Source organism: Candidatus Neomarinimicrobiota bacterium, assembly GCA_012964825.1.
In the GTDB taxonomy this organism is placed as follows: domain Bacteria; phylum Fidelibacterota; class Marinisomatia; order Marinisomatales; family S15-B10; genus UBA2125.
The window spans coordinates 1-23907 of record DTTI01000027.1 but is presented as its reverse complement, the minus strand read 5'-3'; the positions used below and the strand labels follow the sequence as shown (position 1 = coordinate 23907).

Genomic DNA, 23907 nt, shown 5'->3' with positions numbered 1-23907 from the left:
GGGTTAAAACTTGTCCGATGGCAGCGCCTCGGACTCTTGGCCCACAGTCCGGCGAGAATAATAGTTCTTATCCTTTGTCAACTCATAGACTCCTAACAGTCCTTCTTTGTCAATCAGGAGATCATCTCTCGTGTAATTGGAGAAGTCGTATATCTCTGTCAGCTCAATAGCTTCTTCCGGGCAGGCCATTTCGCAGAAACCACAGAAGATACACCGGAGCAGATCGATGTCAAACCTGACCGGATACCGTTCCTTCCCATCCTCCCAGGGAGAGGGACCGGGAACAATGTGGATACAGTCGGCTGGACAGGCGGCGGAGCACATTTCGCACGCAACGCACCGGATTCGTCCATCGGGATATTTGTTCAAACGATGGAGACCGCGATACCCATCTGGCGGCACATATTTTTCTTCGGGATACTGAATGGTGACCTTCTTCCTGAAAAAGTGCTTAAGTGTAACCATAAGGCCTTTTGCTAACGCGGGGAGGTAAAGTTTGTCCCAGAAAGTAGGTTCGTACGATTTAACAATAGTTGCCATTATCTCATCGAGGTAAGTGTAAGATATCCAGCTGTAACGAATATATTTATAAGTGCCAAAGGAAGCATGACCTTCCATCCCAGTTTCATCAGTTGATCATATCGGAATCGCGGAAAAGTCCATCTCACCCAAATGAAGAGAAATAGAAAAAAGGCTGTTTTCAAAACAAACGATAAAACAGACAGTATTGCTCCCAATACTCCTATAGAAGTTTCATTTAAGAGTGGCACGTCCCACCCACCAAAAAAGAGAGTGACCGTTAAGGCTGCCGCGGTGACCATATTGGCATATTCAGCCGTAAAAAACATAGCAAATTTCATACTGCTGTACTCAGTGTGATACCCGCCCACCAGTTCCTGCTCAGCTTCTGTAAGATCAAAAGGCAGCCGGTTCGTTTCCGCATAAACGGACACTAAGAAAATAAGGAAAGCCACAGGCTGCTTGAACACGTTCCACGATAAAAGGTATCCTTGCTGATCCTCAACAATGACACTCAGTTTCAGTGACCCTGCCAGAAGGATAATGCTCACTACTGAAAGTCCCATGGCCAATTCATAACTGATCAGCTGAGCCGAGGATCGGAGTCCTCCAATAAGAGAATATTTACTATTAGAAGCCCATCCAGCCAGAACGAGCCCATAAACACCAATGCTCGTGAGTGCAAGGATATAGAGAATCCCCACATTCAGATCAGCTACTTGGAGAGGAACCTCCCTTCCTAAGAGCGTAATCGTGGTACCGAAAGGAATGACAGCGAAGGTCATGAGTGCTGGAATGAGCAGCATTGCCGGAGCCAATAGGTAGATGGGCTTATTCACTCCTTCAGGTATTATGTCCTCTTTCATGAGAAATTTGATTCCGTCTGCGATGGGTTGAAGAAGCCCCTGTGGACCAACCCTATTCGGGCCCAGTCGGCCCTGCATGAAGGCTGAGACTCTCCTCTCGGCATAGACCATCATTAACACCGTTACCATCGTTCCTGTAAAAACGACTAAAACCTTCACGCAGATGATAAAAAGGCCAAGAAAGTCCATTATTTCTCAGCCTTTCCGTTGAGAGGTAAACCTTGGTCTCCCAACCGAAAAAAGGTGACTTCGGAATAAGCGGTGAACTCTTTTCCCATTTCAATCATTACTGAGCTTACATCGGAGAGTCCTTCGACTCCAGCATGCTTGGATTTAATCAACATGGGGATTTCCCAATCGGGGCGTGCTTCACCTTTCGGCGTAACTGATGGCCTCAACCACTGCACACGTCCCACATCATTGGTGATTGTTCCTTCCCGCTCAAACGGCGCCTGTCCCGGCAATACAATATCTGCACACTTTGCCATATCTGTCATGGCATAACTATGTACGACCACAAAATCGATCTTCCGGAGCAGCTCTTTCCATACTTCGTCCAGTTCTCTGTCGATACCATCGTCCAACAGATAAATAAAACGGATATCCCTCCCTTCGATGGCTGAGGTAAAGTCCTCCACAATCGAAGGACATACATCATTCATACCGCGTCGGTTAGGAGAGCGATCACCGCTAATACGAAAACCCGATGGATAAGTAATTTCCTCACTTGTTATCAATGGTAGAGTTCCGATCGTGCCATTCACCAAGCGGCCGAGCATAAAGTTTGCTTCATTGGTATGAAAAGGAGAAGCAACACCCGCAATTCGTTCACCGGCGCTAGCCAGTTCGTCCACCGTCTTGGCAATCGCCTCATCCCAACTGGTTTCAATGAAAATGCCATCAGACATTACCATTGGCGCAGTCACCCTTTCAATATCTTCAAATCGATGGAACCCATAACGGCCCTTATCACATATGAAGAATTCGTTAACATGGTGATTCTCACGTGGGGTGAGCCTGAGAATTTGGTCTTGTTGATGGAAGACGTCGACGTTGCAACCCACACTGCAGTCCTGACAGACAGACGGCTGCTTATGAAGATTCCAGATGCGGTTCTTATGGATATAGTCGGTACTCAGCAAAGCGCCAACGGGACAGATATCAGCCACATTGCCAGCCAATAGATTGTCCAAGGGCTTGTCATCCAGGATCGATATCTTGGAGTGGTATCCCCTCTGTTCAATGAACAACTCGCTGGTTCCGGAGATCTCCCGCGTGAAGCGGATACATCGACTGCAAAGAATACAACGGTTATGGTTGATAACAATTTGAGAACCGAGGTATTCATTGGGACGAACCCGCTTGTCTTCTTCAAATCGGCTGTGAGCATTACCATACTTGAAAGAGTAGTCTTGGAGATAGCACTCCCCGGCCTGATCGCAAACGGGGCAATCGAGCGGGTGGTTCAACAATAGAAATTCAAGCATATTCTTCTGTTCCTGTTGAACCAACTCATCCTTCGTGCTGACCACCATATCATACTTCCCGTCAATTTTCTTATCGGAGGGTACCTCACCAACAAGGGTGTTGCATGATACTTGAAGCTTTGGCATCCCCTCCACTTTGACAAGGCACATACGACAGCTCCCTACAATTTCAAGCGCCGGATGGTAACAGTAGTATGGGATTTCAATACCGTTCGCTAAAGCGGCCTGCAAGACAGTGGTGCCCTTTTCCACTGTGAATTCAACATCATCTAATTTTAGAATCGGCATCAGGCTACAGCCTCAAGTTGCGGTACACAGCTAAGGAACTCATCCTTAAACTTTTCCACGAAACTGCGGATGGGCCAGGCCACTGCCTCACCGAATGGACAGATGGTCTTTCCAAAACTACCTTGGGAGAAATCGATGAGACCGCCGATATTATCTGTGATTTCAAAGATCATGTCAATGTCTCTTTCCGTACCGCTCCCGTTGACCATCCGTGTCAGCATTTTCACCAACCAGGTTGTCCCTTCCCTGCAAGGCGTACACTGTCCACACGACTCATGTTCATAGAACCGAGCAATATTGAGGCATGCCTGGACCATATTCACCTTATCATCCATTACAATAATTCCGGCCGAGCCCAGCATGCTCTTAATATCTAAGAGCGAATCAAAATCCATATTGACTTTCATCGCTTCCTCACCAGTGAGGATTGCTGATGATGAACCACCGGGGAAGACGGCCTTGAGCTCATTCCCGTTCCTTATGCCTCCGGCGCGATCGTAGATCAAGTCCTTCAAGGGTACTCCCATAGGCTCCTCGAAAACGCCGGGTGAATTGACACAGCCTGAGACGCAATATAGTTTCGGCCCAGGACCTTGCTCATGCCCTATAGAACGGAACCATTCCGGCCCGCGATTAAAGATATGAGGTAGGTTAGCTAGCGTCTCCACATTATTCACCACTGTGGGACATTTCAGGTACCCCTCCACCGCTGGGAACGGTGGCTTAATTCGGGGCCAGCCCCGCTTACCTTCCAGCGATTCGATCAGCCCAGTCTCTTCACCACAGATGTAAGCACCGGCACCACGGTGAATCACCACATCCAAATCATAATCTGAGCCCAAGATTCCCTTGCCCAAGAGGTTGGCATCATAGGCCTCCGCCAATACCTCTTCCAGTAGTTTGGTCTCGCTGTAGAACTCACCGCGAATATAGATGAAGGCGAGATTGCAGCTGATGGCGTAGGAAGCAATGATCATCCCTTCCAGCATCTGGTGAGGTGTTTTGTTGATCAAAAGTCTATCCTTGAACGTCCCCGGTTCACTCTCGTCTGCATTGTTGATGAGATACGTCGGATTGCCGCTCTCTTTTGGAATAAACCCCCACTTTACGCCGGCTGGAAATCCAGCCCCCCCGCGGCCGCGCAAGTTGGATGCTTTCACAGTATCAATAACTTCATCGGGGCCCATGGAGATCACTTTTTCCAAAGCCTTGTATCCACCCACGTTCCTGTAGAAGGCAAGGGTGTGACAGCCCTCTGCATGAATATGCTGCGTCAAAACAGGCTCAAAAGAACTCATTCCAGAGACTCCAGCATTTCGTCAAATCCCTCCAAAGTCAAACCTTCATAATAGTCATGATTCACCTGCACAACAGGCGCAGTACCGCATGAACCAAGACACTCAACCTTCATCAGTGTAAAGCGGTCGTCATTCGTTGTTTCGCCTGGCTTGATCCCACATTTAGCTGTGACGTGATCCACTAGAGCGTCTGCTCCGTTCAGACTGCAGGAGAGCGTCTGGCAAACCTGAATAATGTGTCGGCCCAGCGGTTTGGTATAGAGCATGGTGTAGAAAGAGACACAATCCATAACCACGGCCGGATGGCAACTCGCGATTTCAGCGATGGTATCAATGACGGCCGATGAGATGTATCCCTCCTCCGACTGCGCAAGATGCAATAGCGGTAATAGAGCCGATTGCTTATCAGGATACTGGGAGAGGATGTTTTTCACCTTATCCGGATCCGCAAAAGTGAAAGGTTGTTTCGGTGCGCCATTCGTACTCATCGGTCTAACTCTCCGGCAATGATATTGAAGCTCCCAAGAATAGCTGGCACATCGGAGAGCATGTGCCCTACCACCAATTTGGAGAAGATGGAGTAGTTCATGAACGACGGCGGACGAGTCCGAACACGGTATGGCGTACGGGTGCCGTCACTGACGATATAAAAGCCCAGTTCACCATTGGGAGATTCGGTGGGAACATAGGCTTCTCCTATGGGGGGAGTCATTCCTCTGTTCGGCATGGTGACTTCAAAATGATAGATTAACCCCTCAATAGAATTATAAACCTCATCCTTGGGCGGCAGGCTGAAGCCGAGACCAGGATCGACATTCACTTCACCCGGTGGCATTTTTTCCAAGGCCTCACGGCAAATCTTGACACTCTGACGAATCTCTTCCATCCGTACCAGATACCGGTCGAAAACATCGCCATTCAAAGCGATGACCACATCAAAATCGAAATCCTCATAGGAGGAGTAGGGTTCTTTCTCTCGCAAATCCCATTCGATACCGGCCGCTCGCGCAAGGGGACCGGAGATTCCGTAAGAGTAGGCGTCATCCTTCGAAATGATACCGATTCCCTTGGTTCGGTCTAGCCAGATCTTATTCTTATTCAGGAGAGTTTCGATATCGTTAGTTACTTCATCAACCTCTTCAAGCACGCGCAAAACTGCTTTGTCGTACCCAGCCGGTATATCCCGCATGAGACCTCCGACCAAGGTGTAGCTGGTTGTAAGGCGCGTTCCAGTGGCTGCTTCAAACAGATCATAAATATCTTCCCTGACGCGAAAACCGTAGAGAAAGGCAGTCAATGCACCTAAGTCAACAGCCAGCATACCCACATTCAAAATATGATCAGCGATTCGACTCAATTCGCACATCAGGACGCGGATATACATCGTACGCTTTGAAACTTCCAGCCCAAACAGTTTTTCTGCCACTAGAGAAAAAGATACATTATTACAGAGTGGAGAAAGGTAATTCATCCGGTCCGTAATCGTGATATACTGGTTATAATCCAAATCCTCACCCAGCTTCTCGAAGCCGGAATGGAGATAACCTATTTCCGGGGTCGCTTTGGTAATCGTTTCTCCTTCAAGCTCCAGAATGATCCTGAGGGTTCCGTGAGTCGAAGGGTGATGGGGCCCAAAATTGAGAATCATCCGATCTGTTTCGGGAGGTTCAATCGTCACATGATTCATTTCGAGTCGTTTTCCTTTCTGATACCGCGAATAACCTGAGGAAAATCAATTCTCTCAGTCCGCCCCTTCCTGGGATAATCTTTTCGTAACGGGTGCCCATCATAGGTGTCTGGGTTCATGATCCGCGTGAGGTTTGGATGGTCTTCAAAGGAGATACCGAACAGATCATACACCTCCCTCTCCTGCCAATCGGCAGTTTTCCAGAGACTTTCGACGGATGGCAGGGTCGGATTCTTTTCTGTTACATACGCCTTTATGGTAATCCTCATAACAGACTTGTGTGAGAGCAGATGATAGACTACGGCGAAACGCTCGAAGCCGCCTAGAGTCAGATTGTCTACCGCTGTAAGATCGGCCAGAAAGTCAAACCCGTCATTCTTGAAGAGTTCGAGTATATCCAAGACACTTTCGCCCTTAATGTGAACAAACTGCTCACCGGCATATTCTGTTACACCCAGAACCGCTTTTGGGAAAGATTCCTTTATATCGGAAATTGTCTGTTCGAGCGGCATCTATTTGGAATCGGAGACCGCATAGTCGGAAAATTTTTCCTTCTCCACCAGTTCCTGGATTTTCAACAGACTTTCAACAACGCCTTCGGGGCGGGGGGGACAGCCCGGGACGTAGACATCAACAGGAATGAACTGATCGACTCCCTGGATGACGCTGTATGTGTCGAAAACACCTCCCGTTGATGCACAGGCTCCCATGGAGACCACCCACTTCGGTTCCGGCATTTGTTCGTAAATGCGGATGAGAACGGGCATCATCTTGATGGATATTCTTCCCGCAACGATGAGTAGATCTGACTGGCGCGGCGAAAATCGGATAGCTTCGGCACCGAAGCGGGATATGTCTGTGCGAGCGGCCAAGACAGCCATGAACTCGATGCCGCAACAGGCCGTACCGAAAGGCATGGGCCAGAGCGAGTTCTTTCTACCCCAGTTCACAGCACTCTCAATTGTTGTAGTCAATATATTTGATTTGATGTCGTCTTTAATCAAGGACATGACATTATTTTATCCTAATTAGTAATAGGTGGTGTATCGTTCACACTCAAATCCCTGATTCACACTATTCCCATTCTAGCGCACCGCTTCGCCAGACGTAGATAAAACCGAATGCAAGGATAGCAAGAAAAACAACCATTTCGAAAAAAATGAAGGGACCTGCTGAAAGAAAATCTTTGAACACCACCGCCCATGGATAGAGAAAAACAATTTCAATATCGAAGATGATGAACAAAAGCGCGATGAGGAAAAATCGGATGGAAAACCGAATCCTCGTTTCTCCGACCTGATCCACGCCCGATTCATATGGCATTAGTTTTACAGAATTCGGAACCCGTGGGCCCATCAGATGCGTCAAAATGAGACTTCCGAAAGCAAAGCCCGCTGCCACAATAAAGACAATCATTATTGGAAAATAATGCTCAATCATAATCAGAATCGAATTTACCAATCCCCTCTGAAATAACTGAGTAATCTCGGGTAGAATTAGTGTTTGATTAGAAGCCGGCTACGAAAAACTTCAGTGAGCTGTTCACCCAATCAGCAAGGAATGACCACCGAATTCCGAAAAAGATTGAAGGAATACCCATGGCCAAAACAATAGCCAATGACATTCCACCGGGAACATAAAGGTCCTTCACCCGCTCACCTTGAAAATACATCACCTTCACAATTCTCATATAATAGTACAGAGAAATAACACTATTCAGAACACCAATAATGGCGAGCCAGTAGAACTGAGAACCACCGTTAATCAGAGCAGCGAATAGATACATTTTTCCGATGAAACCGGCGGTAGGCGGAATCCCAGTGAGAGAAAACATGAAGACTGCCATGAAAAAACCGAGATAGGGCGACTTCCAGCCTATGCCGCTGTATTCTTCGATGGTCTCAGTTCCATATCTGTTGGAAACAACGATGGCCAAAAAGAACGCCCCCAACTGCATGAACAGATAAACAATAATGTAGAATATAATAGCGTAGACACCCTCTTGAGAAAGCACCGGTACACCCATGAGAATATAACCGGCGTGGGCAATGCTGGAATAAGCAAGAAGGCGCTTGACATTTTGCTGCTGGATAGCCACAAGATTACCCACAGTCATGGTTACCGCTGCCAGCACCATAAGAATATCCTGCCAAGGAACACCTTCCATGACTTGCCAGACAGGTGAGTTGAGGGGCTGGTCGGTGCCAAAAAGTGAATTGAGGAAACGGATCAGAAGTGCAAAACCCGCCGCTTTGGGTGCCACAGACAGATAAGCTGTTACGGGTGTCGGGGCCCCTTCGTACACATCAGGTGTCCAGAAATGGAATGGCACGATGGCCACTTTGTAGCCAAATCCCGCCATAATTAGAATCGTAGCTACTGTGAGGGTCAAATTTGATCCCGGGCCTAAGCTTGAAATTACTCCGCTGAGCTCGAACAATTTCGTCGTCCCGGTAAGCCCGTACAATAAACTAAGGCCGTAAAGCATCAACCCTGACGAAAATGCCCCATAAATGACATACTTCAACGCTGCTTCGTTTGACCGGACCTGCGCTCTCAGGTAACCGGCGAGGATAAATGAAACAATGGAAACCACCTCAATGGAGAGATAGACCATAATAAGGTCCACACTTGAAGCCATAAGTGACATCCCCAGCACCATGATCGCCATGAGAGTATAATATTCTCCCGTTCTCACACTTTTCAATTCGTCACTGTTCATGGACATGAGCACCACAATGAACGTGGCCAGGAGAAAAACAAACTTGAAAATCCTTGAAAACGGGTCAACCACAATTGTGTTGAGAAAGATGGCGGTGGTCTCTTCCGGTGGTGACAGCCACAACGTAAAAGAGGCCACAACTAGACCCGCGATAACCAGGTAGCCTACTTTATACGAATTTCTGTCTGAATAGACCAGATCTGCGATGAGGGCCACCACTACGGTGGCGGTCAGCACCAATTCAGGGAAAAAATAGGATATACTCTGAATATTTCCCATTGATCAGTCTACTGTCAGAAGCGGGCTCACCTGAACAAGTTCAATGATGTGTGCCATGGTAGTTTTCATGATATCAATCAGGGGTGAAGGATAGACTCCCAGCAAGATCACCAGCACCGCCAGCGGCACAAGGGTGAACAGTTCCCTCCCGCTGATCTCCGGAAGATCAACATATTTCTCATTCAGCTTGCCCAGAAAGATTCTCTGGTAAGACCAGAGGAAATATGCGGCATTCAGCAAAATCCCCAGGGTGGAGATCACGACAATAGTCCTGTAAACTGGAAAGGCGCCCAGGAAGACCATGGCCTCGCCGATGAACCCTGAGAGACCGGGCAGACCGAGGCCCGCAAACCAAGCCAGGGCAACAACACCTGCGTAAATGGGTGTTTTCGAAGCCAGACCACCGAAACCATCTATATTCCGGTGATGAGCACGATCGTAAATGACACCCACCAGAATAAATAGCATGGCAGTGATGGTACCATGATTAAACATTTGGAGTACAGCGCCGTTCATCCCTAGCTGGGCCGCTGCTGAATTGGATCCGTGTTGTGGTCCCGCCGCTACCACAGCAGCCATCCCCAGCATGACGTAACCCATATGATTGATGGATGAATAAGCCACCATCTTCTTCAGATCTGTTTGGGCCAAAGCACAAAGCGCACCCCAAATAATGTTAATGAGTGCCAGCACAGCAAGAGCTCCCGCGAACCAAACCGTCCCATCGGGAATCATGGGGTAATTGATCCGCAAAAGCCCATAAGTACCCATTTTCAATAGCACACCGGCTAGTATGACGGAGACGGCCGTCGGTGCCTCAACATGTGCCAATGGTAACCACGTGTGGAATGGAAAGATGGGAACTTTGATGGCAAAACCGATGAAGAGCAATATCCAGACAACTTTCATTCCACTAAAACCCCACCAGGAAAGTGAACCCAGTGCGGTGGGAGCGATAGCCATCAGTTCGAGCATGTTAAATGTTCTTCCGCAAGTGTAGTAGAGAGCCAGAATGGCTATCAGCATAAGAACAGAACCAAACAGCGTGTAAAGAAAAAATTTGATGGCGGCATATTCGCGCTGGGGACCTCCCCATATACCGATGAGGAAATACATGGGCAAGAGCATCACCTCCCAAAAGACATAGAAGAGAAAAAAGTCCAGGGAGACAAAAACACCTACCATACCCGCGTCCAGAAGAAGGAAAAGAGAAAAATAGCCTTTCAGCGCTTTATCAATATTCCAGCTTACAAATATGCAGAGGAATGAAAGCAAAGCCGTCAGGACCACCATAGGGAGACTAAGACCATCCACACCCAGCATATAAGTAATATTAAAAGACGGAATCCAAGCCGCTTTCTCCATAAACTGAAAACCCACAAAATCTTTATCAAAATTCATCCAGAGCACGACGGCAATAATGAGTTGAAGCCCGGTAAATGCGACCGCCACCCATTTGATAACATCTGCTTTGTCCCGGGGAAGAGCAACAATAACCATTGCACCTACCACTGGCACCCAGATCAACCAACTCAAAATATTGAAATCCATATGATTCAATTCCCTCTTTAACTAAATGGTTTGCCAGACATAAATCATGATGACTCCGGCCAGAACCCAAACAAGATAGTTCTGAACCTTTCCCGTCTGAACAAGGCGGAGTCCTGAACCAAAAAAGCTTATGCTCCGGCCTATACCATCCACAATCTTCTGATCAAGAATATCATAGTCCCAGCGAATGCCCACAATCCTGGAAAACCACACCGACACCTTGCCGAAACCGTTCACGATATATTTGTCATAAAGCTCCCAATCGACAAAGGCTATCATTCGGGCTAAGATAAGCGAAGGGTTGATGAGATAACGCTGATACGTTTCATCAACAAAGAATTTGTTAAAAGAAAGTTTGTACGGCAGGGCCAGCTTCACCGCCATATCATCGGCGGAGATTCGCTTTTGCAGATACATGAGCACCGCCAAGCCAATGCCGCTGAAGGCGATTAGAATTGACAAGAACATGGCCGGCATATGAGCATGATGCATCTCTCCCGCAATTTCGTTGGCCGGGGGGTTAAGGTGCCCCGGCACAACGGAGTCCTGTGCCTCGATAAGCACCGTGAACCAGCCGTGATCAGAAAACGGGTTGAAATACGGCAGAGTGAAGAATAGAAAAAATGACAGTGTGGCTAGGGTCACCAAAGGCGCCGTCATGGCCGATGGCGACTCGTGTATATTATCATACACTTCCCGCCGAACAGGTTCACCGTAAAAAGTCATGAAGACCAATCTGAACATATAGAAAGCCGTCAAAAAAGCAGCGCCAAATCCAAACAAAGCCAGCAAGAAATGCTCAGGATGATGCATGGTAAAAGACAGCGTGCCGGCAAGGATGGCATCCTTAGAGAGAAAACCTGATGTAAATGGAACACCTGCCAGCGCAACCGTGCAGATGAGCATGGTGAGATAAGTGGTTTTCATCTTACTCTTCATACCACCCATGTTTCGCATATCCTGCGGATCGGACTCATGATCATGGAGTTCATGGTAGGCGTGATGCATGGCGTGAATTACACTGCCGCTACAGAGAAAAAGCCCCGCTTTGAAGGCAGCATGAGTCACAAGATGAAAAAGTCCGTAGGTGTACGCCCCCACGCCCATAGCCAGAATCATATAGCCGAGCTGACTCACCGTTGAGTAGGCTAGCACCTTTTTAATATCATTCTGTGTTACGGCAATGATTGCTGCAAAAATAGCGGTGAACCCACCGATGTAAGCGATGACGGTGAGCGCTGCCGGCGTAAAAATGGGAAAAAGACGGAACGTTAGATAGACACCGGCTGCCACCATAGTAGCAGCATGTATGAGAGCACTGACGGGCGTGGGGCCTTCCATAGCGTCAGGCAACCAGACATGAAGCGGAAACTGAGCCGATTTTCCGATAGCACCGGCGAACAGACAGAGTCCGGCAATGGTGAGGGTTTCTGTAGACAGAAGGCCACTTTCCACCCCGGCGAAAACATCTCTGAATAGAAAGGAACCGGTGGCAGTGAAAAAGAGCATGATACCGATGAACATGCCAATATCACCCACCCTGTTAACAAGAAATGCTTTCTTGGCGGCATCAGATGCCGAATCTTTCTCAAACCAGTGTCCGATAAGGAGATAAGAACTGAGACCTACCAACTCCCAGAAAATATAGATTCCGAGAAGACTGTTAGCAAGAATGATACCGTTCATGGAGAAAGTGAAAAGTGAAAGGAAAGCGAAATAACGGGAGTACCGCAGATCGCCTTCCATGTAGGCTGTGGAGTAGACATGAACCAGTGTTGAAACGAGAGAGACCACAAGGAGCATCACAACAGTGACGTTATCTATAAGAATACCTATTTGAACTTTCAGCGAACCAAGATCGAACCAAGTCCAAGTCTGATCAACAGAAAATTCAGGATCATATTTCACCAACATAACGCCAAACATTGCCAGGGAGAGACAGAGCGTTAGAGCCACCGCCCCGACGGAAACCCAGTCGCCATTTCTCGGAAGGCGCTTCCCCACAAAAATCTGGGCCACAAAGGCCAGAAGGGGCAGGAGAAGAATTGCTATACCGTAGTTGACCACTACTGTTTCAGCTGATCGGCTTCATCAATGTTGATGGTTCCCATGTTGTTAAAAATATTCAAAATGATGGCCAGGGCCACCGCCGCTTCCGCCGCCGCCATAACGATGACAAACAGAGCAAAGACATGGCCGGAAAAATCCATACCGCCAAACCGGGCAAAGGCTATAAAATTGACATTGGCCGCGTTAAGGATCAATTCCACTCCCATAAGCACCGCCACACCATTCCGTCGTGTAATGACACCAAAAAGCCCCAGTGAGAAAAGCAGGGCGCCGATAACCAGATAACTGTTGAGATCCACCATCAGTCCACCTTCCTGGACAAAAGAGCAGCACCCATAAGTGCGGCAAGAAGTAAGACAGAGGCAACTTCAAACGGCAGCAGATAATCGATCATCAGTAACCGACCTATCTGGCGGACAGTTTCCTGAGGCTCAACAGCTGTGGCCCTGTACCACGGTGCCTTAAGAATCATGGATGTAAGCCCCAGAAAAATCACCAAAACGATGGCACCCCCAACACCCTGCTGGATAGAGGAATGGGACAGCCTGACGTTGGTGATCCTATGAGTGAGCATAATACCGAAAATGATGAGCACCAGTATCCCCCCCACGTAAATGAGAATCTGAGTCACAGCGATAAAGTCCGCCCATAGGAAGACGTAGAGCCCAGCAACACCCATAAGAGTAAACAGTAGGGCCATAGCTGAATAAATGAGGTTTTTTGAAAATACCACCATTGCGGCGGATGCAACTGTAACTAAAGCAACAATCCAAAAAATAAATGACGTACCAGTCACTTATCCGGCCTCTTCCACCTTATCATCTTTAGTTTCTGCGTACGTTTGGATAACATCCGTTGGAACTTTCGCAAAACGATAAATCATATCACCACGATCATATTCTGAAAATTCGTAATCGATCTCATGCTTGCTTGAGTTTGGCCCACCCACCATGAAAATACATTCCTCAGGACATGGGTATACGCAAAGGTTGCAATAACAACACTCAGTCATATCGATATCAAACCGTGTAACAAGAAGTCTTTTTTGGGTTCCATGTGAGGTAACACCGCGGTGATTAGCTTCTGGAATATCTGCACCCTTATCAACTTTTTCTGTTTCAATCTTGATACAGTCAACGGGACAAGCACGTTCACACTTCAAACAACCGATGCAGTCGTCCATGTCCACGGTGAGACGGGAACGAATCACATTGTAACTGTCTTCTCTGAAACCGATGTGACGATCAGGTTGGGGCCAGCGCTCTACGGGATATTGAAGAGTTACATTTCCGCGTCTGATCTTAAACATGTGCCCAATGGTCACCTTCATGCCTATAAACATTGATGAAATTGTTTCCCAGATATTAGATAGATAGTTCAAAATATTACCTCAATAATAGGTCCCAGAAACCAACACCAATGATGGTTACGAACGAAGCAGGTAGGAAAAACTTCCAACACAAACGCATGAGTTGATCTGTGCGCAACCGTGGAAACGTCCAACGAAACCACATCATGACAAAAATCAGAAAAGAAGCCTTTGACAGAAACCAGAAAATACCCCAGAGATTCCCTTGAAAGTAACCGGGGATGGGACTAAGCCAGCCACCGAGAAAAACAAGAGAGGCAACACCGGCCACAATAAACATATTGGCATATTCTGTCAGGAAGAAGAACGACCAGCGCATGCCTGAGTATTCGGTATGGAAACCGGCCACTAGTTCCGATTCAGCTTCAGGTAAATCAAAAGGCGTTCGGTTAACCTCAGCTAAACCAGCAATGAAAAAAAGCCAGAAAGCGACAAAAGTAAAAGGGTTATCAAAGATGAACCAATTCGGTAATACAGCAAGGGTAGTGCCTGTTTGTGCAGCAACAATATCTTTAAAAGCAAGGCTTCCTGAAAGCATTATCACAGTTAGCAGCGACAAACCTGCCGGAATCTCATAACCTACAATTTGCGCCGCGGAGCGCATTGCACCGTAGAGGGACCATTTATTGTTGGAACTGTAGCCTGCAAGGATGATACCAATGACACCCACCGACCCCATTGCAAGAATGTAGAATAGACCAATATTGAAGTCAGCTGCTACCACATGCTCATTAAAAGGAAGTGCCGCAAAAGCCAAAAAAGAACCGATAAAAAGAATGAAAGGAGCCATCACAAAAAGCTTTCTATCTGCTGTAGCCGGGATAATATCCTCTTTTGTCATAAGCTTTACAGCATCAGCCGCAGTCTGAAGAATTCCCCATTTTCCTGCATGAAGACCTACACCTTGGCCCATGGGTCCCAACCTATCCTGCATGAAGGCTGATACTTTCCGCTCTGCATAGACAGCAACCAGAGCATTTACCGCCATAAATAAAAATAAGGGAAGCCCTGCTAGGGTTGCAGCCAGAACGAATGAAAGATTAGGCGAAAATGCTAGAAATGGAATTCCAGAAAATATTTCGAGAAAATAATCAACCATCAGCGATCGATCTCTCCCAGTACAATATCTAATGAACCCAGAATAGCGATCACATCAGAGATCATCCATCCTCGGGCAATTTCGTCCAGGCAACTTAAGGCTGTAAAGGCCGGTGACCTCAGTTTAAGTCTGGAAGGTATATCACTTCCATCGCTGACAATGTAATAACCGAGGTCGCCGCGGGGACTCTCAGTCCTGCTGTAAACATGGCCCGATTTTGGTCTAATCTTTTTTGGTAAAGTGGCATGAACATCGCCATCACGAGGCATTCCATCCAGAGCCTGACGAATGATCTTTATACACTCTTCCAGCTCTCTGACGCGAACGTAATACCTATCCCAGCAATCACCCACGGAGCCCATTGCACCAGTACCTATAGGAATGTCAAAATCAAAACGGTCATAAATGCTGTAAGGATCATCTTTTCTCAAATCCCATCGTATCCCCGAGCCACGCAGATTGGGACCCGTTACACCGTAGCTCACGGCAATATCGGATGGAATTACGCCAATATCGGCTGAACGCTCAATGAAAATTTTATTGTAGGTGAGAAGTTCGTTATACTCGTTGATCTTGGGTTCAAAGTAATCAAGAAAATCATATGTCTTCTCCACCCACCCAACAGGGAAATCATGAGAAACACCACCCACCCAAATGTAGTTGTAAAGCAATCGGGCGCCACAAAGCATCTCAAATAGATCAAGGATTCTTTCACGATCACGAAAACAGTAAAGGAAGGGAGTAAACGCGCCCACATCAAGTCCAAAAGTGCCCAAGGCCAACAAATGACTGGAGATGCGGTTCATTTCAGCTACAATGACCCGCATGAACTCCACCTTTTCCGGGACTTTGATCTCCATTAACTGTTCCACAGCAACGGCATAACCAAAATTGTTGTTCATGGAGCCGATGTAATCACAACGGTCTGTAAAGGGAATCGCTTGCTCGTAGGTAAGGTTTTCACAATGCTTCTCAAAGCACCTGTGAAGATATCCTATGTAGGGTATGATCTTTGTTATGATTTCACCATCGGTGTGGACCTTGAGTCGAAGCACCCCGTGCGTGCTTGGATGCTGCGGCCCGATATTGAGGACCATCTCTTCGCCCCTGAAAGCACCCAGTTCCTTTTCGACAGCTATTCCCATCCCTCTTTCATCTTATTAACAACAATTCCGTGCCACGTTTCAGGAAATTCATAATCTTTGCGAAGCGGAAAACCCTCCCAGTCGCTGGGAAGCAAAATTCTGCGCAAGTCACGATGCCCATCAAATTCTATACCATACATATCGAAAACTTCCCTTTCGAACCAGTCGGCAATTCGCCAAATCTGCTCTACTGAAGGAACCTTTGGGTCGTTCTTTAACGTAGAAACATAGACCTCCAGTTTGTGATTGTGCTTCATGGAGTGGAGGTTATAAACGACAGCCAGATTTTCACTATCTTCCCCCTCATCAATGCCTGTGATACACATCATGGCATCAAAGAAAAGTTCCGGCTCTTCCCGAAGAAACGGGGCTAGTTGCCCCCACTGCTCTGGCGTTATTCTAACAGTTTCTTCTGAAACTTCTTCATCAATGGATGCAAAGTCCTTCCCGAACTTCGCATTGATACTTTCGACAATCCCCACAAAATCCATCAATTCAGAAGGTTTAACTAGGCCTCTGTCTCCTGAGGCGCGGGAGGGGGTGGTACAGGTGTTTCTTCTGTAATGGTAAGCTTTCGATAACGGCCACGGCCGTATGGAACAGAAACCTTAACCCACTCCAAATCACCTTTCCGCCAAACATATGCTAGACCCAGAGAAAGTATTCCCAGAAAAATCAACATCTCTACAAAAGCAAATAGGCCCAATTCCTTGTAGACAACGGCCCACGGAAAAAGGAAAACAATTTCCACATCAAAGATGATAAAAATGAGTGCTACCACATAAAAACGGATATTGAACTTGACCCAGGCAGGGCCCTCTACTGCTTCCCCGCACTCGTATGTTGACATCTTGTCAAAGGTTTTGTTTCTGGGTGCTAGAATCCTCTGAATAAAGAGGGGTGCAGCAACAAGAACGATGCCAATCAAGATAAAAATGAACGAGGTTCCAAAATCTCTATACATGTATGATGAGCTGTTTAAAACAGGCTGTGAATTTATTGTCACCCCTCTGGTCATGCAAAGCAATTTCCCTCAATAAAGAGTGGGCAATTGCTCATATAAATTCTAGTGATATTTTTGAAACAGTTTGCCCAAAACAGATTGACGAAGGAGGTCTCTTCAGCTAAATTCGCCCGCTTCTATGGGATTTCTGAACAGTTCACTTAACTTGTTGCTTCCCCTTCTTCCAAGAAATGTGCTCCGTCCTTTCGCCATGCGGTACGTTGCCGGCGATACCGAAGGGGACGCACTCGGTGTGGTTTATGAACTCAATCAGCTGGGATTCTCTGCGACCCTGGACATTCTGGGTGAACATTCAAAATCGGTGGAAGAAGCCAAGGTGATTACCGAAAGTTATATCCGTCTGTTCGAAGTGATTGCCGATTCGAGTCTCGATTGCAACATCTCCATCAAACTGACCCATCTCGGCCTCGGCTATGATGATAAACTTGCAGAAGACAATCTGTTCGCTCTGTTGGAGACGGCTAAAAGAATAGACAACTTCCTCCGCATCGACATGGAGAATTCGCCCTACACAGACATCACACTCTCCCTCTACGAAAAGTGCAAATCAAGATATGCCGGAGTTGGGCCAGTCCTTCAAGCATATCTTCATCGTAGTGAAACCGACCTCAAGCGATTGAACGGTGACAATTTCAATGTGCGAATCTGTAAGGGAATATACCGGGAGCCGGAAGAGTCGGCTTTTCACAACAGAGAAGAAATCAGGGAAAATTATATAAAGCTGGTTCAAGCCGGTCTTTTGGACGAAGCCTTTATCGGCATCGCCACTCACGATATCTATCTGATTGATACACTTGAGACATGGATCGAAAATCAAGCTATTTCCAAGGACAGCTACGAGTTCCAGGTACTCTACGGCGTCCCTATGGGAAACAGGCTTGAACAACTATTGGAGGATGGCCACAAGGTACGTTACTACATTCCCTTCGGGGATCAGTGGCACACTTATGCCATCAGACGATTCAAAGAAAATCCAAAGATTGCTTCATATATTGTCAGAAACTTTTTCAGGAAGTGATGAACGAACCAGAAACCATCGAGCAAATCTTTAATATGAAAACTGTTGCTGTGGTAGGGATGAGTCCCAAACCGGAACGGCCCAGCCATTACGTAGCTATGTACCTTAAAACAAATGGTTATAAGATTATACCTGTGAACCCAGGCCAAAATAATATTTCTGGAATGGTCTGCTATCCAGATCTTCAATCCATTCAAGAGCAAGTAGACGTTGTGGATGTGTTCCGTAGACCGGAACATACGGTTCCCATTTCCGAAGCGGCGGTTGAGATCGGTGCCAAGGCCCTTTGGCTTCAGGATGGAGTTATCAATCAAGAAGCCACAAAACTAGCTGAAGATGCCGGCCTTTTGGTGGTGGTGAATGACTGCATGTTGCGCCGGCACAGACAACTTTTCGGGAAATTATAAACCTTTGCCCAAGGGCACAGATATGACGCCGGAGGAGTTTCGAAAGGCGGGCCGAGAGGTCATCGACTGGATTGCCGACTATTATGAAAAGGTTGGCGAGTTTCCTGTTATGTCCCAAGCTGCCCCAGGCGAAGTTCGAAGCAAGCTTCCACCTCATCCTCCTGTTAAGGGAGAGTCCTTCAAAGATGTAATGAAGGATGTTGAGGACATCATACTCCCCGGCATCAGTCACTGGCAGTCCCCTAACTTTTATGCCTTTTTTCCTGCCAATGCTTCAGGTCCAGCCATTTTGGGCGATCTGCTGTCCTCGGGCTTCGGTGTCAACGGCATGCTGTGGGCCACCTCCCCTGCCTGCACTGAACTGGAAACACATATAATGGACTGGTTGGTGGAGATGCTGGATTTGCCGAAAAAATTTCTCTCTTCCTCAGATGGCGGCGGTGTGATACACGATACAGCCTCCAGTGCCACTCTTTGCGCCCTTTTGGCGGGTCGAGAGCGGGCAACGGATTATGGGAGTAATAAGTCCGGTGTAAAAAGTGAACTGACAGTTTACACTTCCAATCAGGCTCACTCATCCTTAGAGAAAGCTGTAAAAATTGCAGGCTTGGGAAAAGATAACCTGAGGCTTATAGAAGTAGATGAAACTTTCGCCATGAAGAGTGAGACATTGTCCGCGACAATAGAGGAAGACCTAAAGAACGGGAAAAAACCGGCCTTTGTTTGTGCTACTTCCGGAACCACTTCATCTACTGCCTTTGATCCGCTGCCTCAGATAGGGAGAATCTGTAAAGAAAAAAATATCTGGCTCCATGTGGATGCGGCTATGACAGGAACAGCGGCACTGTGCCCAGAGTTTCGCTGGGTTCATGAGGGGTTGGAAATGGCGGACAGTTACTGCTTTAATCCCCACAAATGGATGCTGACAAATTTTGATTGCGACGCTTTCTTTGTTTCCAATAGAAAAGCACTATTGACCACGCTTTCCATCCTACCTGAGTATCTGAAAAACAAACCAAGCAAATCCGATGCTGTCATCGATTATCGCGACTGGCAGATTCCGCTGGGTCGGCGGTTCCGGGCGTTAAAGCTTTGGTTTGTTATTAGACACTACGGCCTAAAAGGACTTAAAGCACATGTGCGAAAAGGTGTAGAACTTGGGCAACTCTTCAAATCTTTTGTTGAGAAAGATGATCGGTTTGAAATTATGGCTCCAGCACCCTTGAATCTGGTTTGTTTCCGGGCAAAAACCAGCGATGAGATCAATGAGGCGATTCTCTTTAAGCTGAACAGCAGTGGTAAAATGTATCTCACACACACCAAACTGAATAACAAGTACACACTAAGGCTTTGTGTGGGTTCTCCCCTTACAGAGCAAAGCAACATAGAATCCACTTGGCACCGAATAACGGAAACATATGAAAATGAAAAATAGAGGCACTAAATGAATATCGATTACAGAGGGAAAACAGTTCTTGTTACAGGCTCATCCAGCGGGATTGGGAGAGCCATCGCTCAGGCTTTCGCCGAGTCAAGCGCCACTGTTGCAGTGCATTATCACAGCAACGAGAATGGCGGAAGAGAAACTCTGGAAAGTCTAAATGGAAAAGATCATATGCTGGTCCAGGGTGATATTTCTTTACCTCACGAAGCAAGCCGAATCGTTGAAGAGGTCATTACCGGTATGGACCGTATGGATATCCTTGTGAACAATGCTGCTTTAATTGAACAGTTCAACTTTGACGATTTATCTTATGAGGAGTGGGTAGCCATTTGGGATCGCACGCTTGGTACAAATCTTGTGGGTCACACCAATGTTTCATTCTGTGCCATCCAACAAATGAAAAAACGTGGGGGTGGAAAAATTGTCAATATTTCTTCCCGAGGCGCTTTTAGAGGTGAACCCACTGCTCCTGCTTACGGCGCCAGCAAGGCAGGTATCAACTCTTTCGGCCAATCCATGGCCCAGGCACTTATCAAACACAACATTTTTATCTATACACTAGCGCCGGGGTATGTAGAAACTGAGCGGGTATCCCCAATCTTAGAAGGCCCAGAAGGAAATTCAATAAAGAATCAGAGTCCCTTTGGACGAGTGGCCAAGCCAGAAGAGGTGGCTCGGGCAGCGGTCCTACTAGCGTCTGAGGGAACTGATTTCATGACAGGGTGTATCGTTGATATAAACGGCGCTTCTTACTTGCGGACCTGAACTTTATACTAAGTATTTATCTTCGGCAAAAGAGTAGAATTTGGTCAACCGATTTCCTATGATTGATGGCCGCTGTTGTTTTGACCCCATCCCATTTTCGTCCTTAGGGTCTGGTAATAGTCACTGTCTTCAAAGGTGATCATATTTACCTCATAGTCCGCCTTTCGGACCACCACTCGACCATTTGCTGGGATAGAATACTCCAACTGACCATCTACAGTGAGGCGGGCACCGGGTTCCTCTTCAAGGAAGGTTATAGTGAGATCATTTTTAGCAGGCAATACGATAGGACGGGATGAGAGTGTATGAGGACATATAGGTGTGACGGTGAAAAGGGATAGCCATGGCGCCACTATGGGACCACCCGCCGCCAGATTGTAAGCTGTAGAACCAGTAGGCGTGGCAATGATGAGCCCGTCGGCAGAATAAGATGTGATAAAATGCCCCTCCGAAAAAAGAGAGCATTTCATAAGTCGAAACCCCTCCCCGGCGTCTATGACAAGGTCATTCAATGCCGTGACAGTGGTGTTCGTATCTCCTTCGATGACTGCCTCAACAAGAATCCTAGGGAAAGTGGTGTAGTTCCCGGCGATGATTGATTCCAGACGTGTGTACATATTTTCAATTGTCCCTTCCGCCAGGAAACCGAGGCCGCCGAGATGGACACCAAAAATAGGGGTGCCACGATGTTCAACACCCCGGGCAGCCGACAGGATGGTTCCATCACCACCCATGGCTAAAACGAAATCCACATTCTTGAAATCGTCTGCTTCTTCTATGATGCTGTAATTGAATTTTGACTTGTCCTCAAGCCGTTTATGAATGTGGGTGGTGAAAAATACTTTCTGTCCCCTCTCTTGAAGCCAAGAGGTCAACTCTGGGAGAAGCTCCCAGAAAACTTCTTTTTGGGTATTCCCCCAGAATGCAACTTTCATTCAGTCTTCCTCACCAAGCAGATTCTTTATCTTTTCCTCTGCCTCTTCAAGCATTTTTCGACACTCTTCCGTCAGCTTCATCCCTTCTTCAAACAGTTTAAGACTTTTTTCCAGAGAGGCAGAGTCACCTTCCAACTGATCAACGATTTTTTCGAGACGTTTCATAGAATCTTCGAACTTGAGAGATTTCTTTTTAGTCATAACAAATTATCACTAATGATGAAGTTAAGGTCTCTTTATCAATTCTCACGTTTACTTCCTGTCTTTACTGATTTTCTTCACTTCACTTTCCAATTTTCCATCGGAAAGATGAAGAGAAAACCGATCTCCCTTTTTGACGCCTCTAACACTCTTTAGATTCCTTTTATCTGGAAGGGTATATGGAATCGCATAACCTCTTTCGAGAATGGCCGTTGGGTTTACAGCAGAAAGTCTTCCACTAACAGAACCGTGGTTAGCATTTTTCATAGCCAGGATCACCCGCACATTCCGGGCGAGACGCTCTGCCGTCTCATTCAAATACTCAGTTCCGCGCTCCAGTAGAACTCTCGGTTGCTGAAAACCGTAGCGAGAAACCTGTCCGTCAAGCTGCTGCCACGAGGATTGGACTCTATTTTTCAGACCTTCCCCCAGTCTCCAAGCAACTTCATCCAGGCCACTTCTAATATCACTTAAGGCTGGAGACACCAGTTCGGCAGCAGTTGAAGGCGTGGGCGCCCTGAGGTCAGCAGAAAAATCTGACAGCGTCAAATCAGTCTCGTGACCAATAGCGGAGATGATTGGGACAGTGGCGGCAGCAATACGCCTCACCACTTTCTCTTCATTGAAAGCCCATAGATCTTCCAACGATCCGCCTCCTCGACCCACAATTATACAATCAAGGTCACCTATCTTCTCTAATTCACCAATTGCTGAAATAATATCCTCGGCTGCAGCGTTACCCTGGACCAGTGTGGGGCGAAGGATCAGTTCTAAATGAGGTGCCCGTCTCGATAGAACATTCCTTATATCCTGAATTGTCGCACCTGAACCAGAGGTGACAATGCCGATCCGGAAAGGGTAAGGAGGTAACGATTGCTTACGACTTTCGTCAAAAAGGCCCTCACCTTCCAGCTTTTTTTTTAGTGCCTCGAAGGCAAGATAAAGCGTTCCCACTCCTGCTGGTTCCATGCGTCTAACCAGCAGCTGATACTGACCTCTTGCCTCATAAACAGAAATATCCCCATTGGCCAAAACCATCATTCCGTTTTCCACAGGGAACTTCAGATGTTCATTATATCCCCTGAACATGGCTGCTCTCAGCTCGGCTTTTTCGTCCTTCAGCGTGAAGTACATATGCCCTGAAGCAAAATGATGGGTAAAGTTTGAAATTTCCCCTTCAACCCAGACAGCCGGAAACGCCCCATCAAGCAACGCCTTAATCTCTGCTGTAATCTGGGAGACGGAAAATATATCAGACTGCCCGCCGTCAACAGTTTCAGCAGTCAATGAAAAATGTGAACCCATGAGATTTCTTTGTTAAGGGTTCAACGGGTCGGCGGTGACGGTTTCCCCGCCGCCACCCAGGCCGAATGCCAGTAAGATGCCACACGGAGGGAAGCCATTTCCATCCGAGAGACGGCCAGTACCCCGGTTTCATCGTAAAGAACCCTAATATACTCACTTCCAAACATGGACACTTTCCAATCTGAGATTGTAGACCTGGATTGGACAGGAATTGTTTCTCGAGCCTTGGTTTCGGCTGCAAGGATGGTACTAACATGGGGAAAAGATTCTTCAACAATTAGAAACGCCTGGGAAACAGGGTCATCAAAACCGATTAATCTGCCGGAGGTGTTCATTGCGTCCAGCAAAAACTCTTCTACCATATTTGCTTCCCATCTTTTGTGAACACCCTTATTTCCCGTGAGTTGTCCGTTATAGTTTTCACAGGT

At 47.1% G+C, this 23907-nt stretch carries 27 protein-coding genes; 4 read left to right on the top strand and 23 right to left on the bottom strand.

Annotated features, from left to right (window positions below):
• Positions 1-3: 3 nt before the first annotated feature.
• The 19 genes from nuoI to EYO21_01790 all read right to left on the bottom strand — a co-directional run bounded on the left by nuoI (position 4) and on the right by EYO21_01790 (position 17344).
• Positions 4-540 carry an NADH-quinone oxidoreductase subunit NuoI gene (gene nuoI, locus EYO21_01880; GenBank protein HIB02560.1) on the bottom strand — a complete coding sequence of 179 codons (537 nt, stop codon included), beginning with the start codon at positions 538-540 and terminating at the stop codon, positions 4-6.
• Entirely contained in the window at positions 540-1577 is a 1038-nt protein-coding gene (gene nuoH / locus EYO21_01875) for an NADH-quinone oxidoreductase subunit NuoH (GenBank protein ID HIB02559.1), read from the bottom strand. Before nuoH (EYO21_01875) ends, nuoI begins: the two co-directional genes overlap by 1 nt.
• Entirely contained in the window at positions 1574-3160 is a 1587-nt protein-coding gene (locus EYO21_01870) for a 2Fe-2S iron-sulfur cluster binding domain-containing protein (protein HIB02558.1), read from the bottom strand. The genes nuoH (EYO21_01875) and EYO21_01870 overlap by 4 nt, the downstream gene beginning before the upstream one ends.
• The gene (gene nuoF, locus EYO21_01865; GenBank protein HIB02557.1) at positions 3160-4458 is read right to left on the bottom strand and encodes an NADH-quinone oxidoreductase subunit NuoF; all 1299 of its coding nucleotides are present in this window, start codon (positions 4456-4458) and stop codon (positions 3160-3162) included. Before nuoF ends, EYO21_01870 begins: the two co-directional genes overlap by 1 nt.
• Positions 4455-4946, bottom strand: coding sequence for an NAD(P)H-dependent oxidoreductase subunit E (locus EYO21_01860; protein HIB02556.1), 492 nt, complete (start codon positions 4944-4946; stop codon positions 4455-4457). Before EYO21_01860 ends, nuoF begins: the two co-directional genes overlap by 4 nt.
• A complete protein-coding gene (gene nuoD, locus EYO21_01855; GenBank protein ID HIB02555.1) occupies positions 4943-6145 on the bottom strand; it encodes an NADH dehydrogenase (quinone) subunit D in 1203 nt (400 codons plus the stop codon). Before nuoD ends, EYO21_01860 begins: the two co-directional genes overlap by 4 nt.
• Positions 6142-6657, bottom strand: a complete 516-nt coding sequence (locus EYO21_01850; protein HIB02554.1) for an NADH-quinone oxidoreductase subunit C — start codon at positions 6655-6657, stop codon at positions 6142-6144. The genes nuoD and EYO21_01850 overlap by 4 nt, the downstream gene beginning before the upstream one ends.
• Positions 6658-7149 (bottom strand): NADH-quinone oxidoreductase subunit B, encoded by a 492-nt coding sequence (locus EYO21_01845; protein ID HIB02553.1) that lies wholly within the window; start codon positions 7147-7149, stop codon positions 6658-6660.
• A gap of 70 nt (positions 7150-7219) precedes the next feature.
• Positions 7220-7585, bottom strand: coding sequence for an NADH-quinone oxidoreductase subunit A (locus EYO21_01840; protein ID HIB02552.1), 366 nt, complete (start codon positions 7583-7585; stop codon positions 7220-7222).
• Between the two features lie 67 nt (positions 7586-7652).
• Positions 7653-9146, bottom strand: coding sequence for an NADH-quinone oxidoreductase subunit N (locus tag EYO21_01835; GenBank protein HIB02551.1), 1494 nt, complete (start codon positions 9144-9146; stop codon positions 7653-7655).
• A gap of 3 nt (positions 9147-9149) precedes the next feature.
• Positions 9150-10697, bottom strand: coding sequence for an NADH-quinone oxidoreductase subunit M (locus EYO21_01830; protein HIB02550.1), 1548 nt, complete (start codon positions 10695-10697; stop codon positions 9150-9152).
• 21 nt (positions 10698-10718) lie between these two features.
• Positions 10719-12764, bottom strand: a complete 2046-nt coding sequence (gene nuoL, locus EYO21_01825; GenBank protein HIB02549.1) for an NADH-quinone oxidoreductase subunit L — start codon at positions 12762-12764, stop codon at positions 10719-10721.
• Positions 12764-13072, bottom strand: a complete 309-nt coding sequence (gene nuoK, locus EYO21_01820; GenBank protein ID HIB02548.1) for an NADH-quinone oxidoreductase subunit NuoK — start codon at positions 13070-13072, stop codon at positions 12764-12766. Before nuoK ends, nuoL begins: the two co-directional genes overlap by 1 nt.
• On the bottom strand, positions 13069-13563 hold the full coding sequence (locus EYO21_01815) for an NADH-quinone oxidoreductase subunit J (protein ID HIB02547.1): 495 nt from the start codon (positions 13561-13563) through the stop codon (positions 13069-13071). The genes nuoK and EYO21_01815 overlap by 4 nt, the downstream gene beginning before the upstream one ends.
• Positions 13564-14148, bottom strand: coding sequence for a 4Fe-4S dicluster domain-containing protein (locus tag EYO21_01810; GenBank protein ID HIB02546.1), 585 nt, complete (start codon positions 14146-14148; stop codon positions 13564-13566).
• Between the two features lie 4 nt (positions 14149-14152).
• Positions 14153-15235, bottom strand: a complete 1083-nt coding sequence (gene nuoH / locus EYO21_01805; GenBank protein HIB02545.1) for an NADH-quinone oxidoreductase subunit NuoH — start codon at positions 15233-15235, stop codon at positions 14153-14155.
• On the bottom strand, positions 15235-16332 hold the full coding sequence (locus tag EYO21_01800; GenBank protein HIB02544.1) for an NADH-quinone oxidoreductase subunit D: 1098 nt from the start codon (positions 16330-16332) through the stop codon (positions 15235-15237). Before EYO21_01800 ends, nuoH (EYO21_01805) begins: the two co-directional genes overlap by 1 nt.
• 38 nt (positions 16333-16370) lie before the next feature.
• Positions 16371-16871 carry an NADH-quinone oxidoreductase subunit C gene (locus EYO21_01795; protein HIB02543.1) on the bottom strand — a complete coding sequence of 167 codons (501 nt, stop codon included), beginning with the start codon at positions 16869-16871 and terminating at the stop codon, positions 16371-16373.
• 17 nt (positions 16872-16888) lie between these two features.
• Entirely contained in the window at positions 16889-17344 is a 456-nt protein-coding gene (locus EYO21_01790) for an NADH-quinone oxidoreductase subunit A (protein ID HIB02542.1), read from the bottom strand.
• A 178-nt stretch (positions 17345-17522) separates the two neighbouring features.
• Between EYO21_01790 and EYO21_01785 the strand changes: the two genes are divergently transcribed.
• Genes EYO21_01785 through EYO21_01770 form a run of 4 tightly spaced genes read left to right on the top strand, consistent with a single transcriptional unit; the run spans position 17523 to position 21038 of the window.
• Positions 17523-18422, top strand: coding sequence for a proline dehydrogenase (locus tag EYO21_01785; GenBank protein HIB02541.1), 900 nt, complete (start codon positions 17523-17525; stop codon positions 18420-18422).
• Positions 18422-18829 (top strand): CoA-binding protein, encoded by a 408-nt coding sequence (locus EYO21_01780; GenBank protein ID HIB02540.1) that lies wholly within the window; start codon positions 18422-18424, stop codon positions 18827-18829. The genes EYO21_01785 and EYO21_01780 overlap by 1 nt, the downstream gene beginning before the upstream one ends.
• Positions 18830-18851: 22 nt before the next feature.
• Positions 18852-20264 (top strand): aminotransferase class V-fold PLP-dependent enzyme, encoded by a 1413-nt coding sequence (locus EYO21_01775; GenBank protein ID HIB02539.1) that lies wholly within the window; start codon positions 18852-18854, stop codon positions 20262-20264.
• 9 nt (positions 20265-20273) lie between these two features.
• Entirely contained in the window at positions 20274-21038 is a 765-nt protein-coding gene (locus tag EYO21_01770) for an SDR family oxidoreductase (GenBank protein HIB02538.1), read from the top strand.
• 56 nt (positions 21039-21094) lie between these two features.
• Here the strand turns inward: EYO21_01770 and EYO21_01765 are convergent, their stop codons facing one another.
• The 4 genes from EYO21_01765 to EYO21_01750 are packed head-to-tail and all read right to left on the bottom strand — an operon-like array spanning position 21095 to position 23841.
• Complete coding sequence (locus tag EYO21_01765) at positions 21095-21973, bottom strand: NAD(+)/NADH kinase (protein ID HIB02537.1); 879 nt, start codon at positions 21971-21973, stop codon at positions 21095-21097.
• The gene (locus tag EYO21_01760; GenBank protein HIB02536.1) at positions 21974-22174 is read right to left on the bottom strand and encodes an exodeoxyribonuclease VII small subunit; all 201 of its coding nucleotides are present in this window, start codon (positions 22172-22174) and stop codon (positions 21974-21976) included. It abuts the gene before it with no gap.
• Between the two features lie 51 nt (positions 22175-22225).
• On the bottom strand, positions 22226-23479 hold the full coding sequence (gene xseA / locus EYO21_01755; GenBank protein ID HIB02535.1) for an exodeoxyribonuclease VII large subunit: 1254 nt from the start codon (positions 23477-23479) through the stop codon (positions 22226-22228).
• A gap of 20 nt (positions 23480-23499) precedes the next feature.
• A complete protein-coding gene (locus EYO21_01750) occupies positions 23500-23841 on the bottom strand; it encodes a hypothetical protein (protein ID HIB02534.1) in 342 nt (113 codons plus the stop codon).
• Positions 23842-23907: the final 66 nt, after the last annotated feature.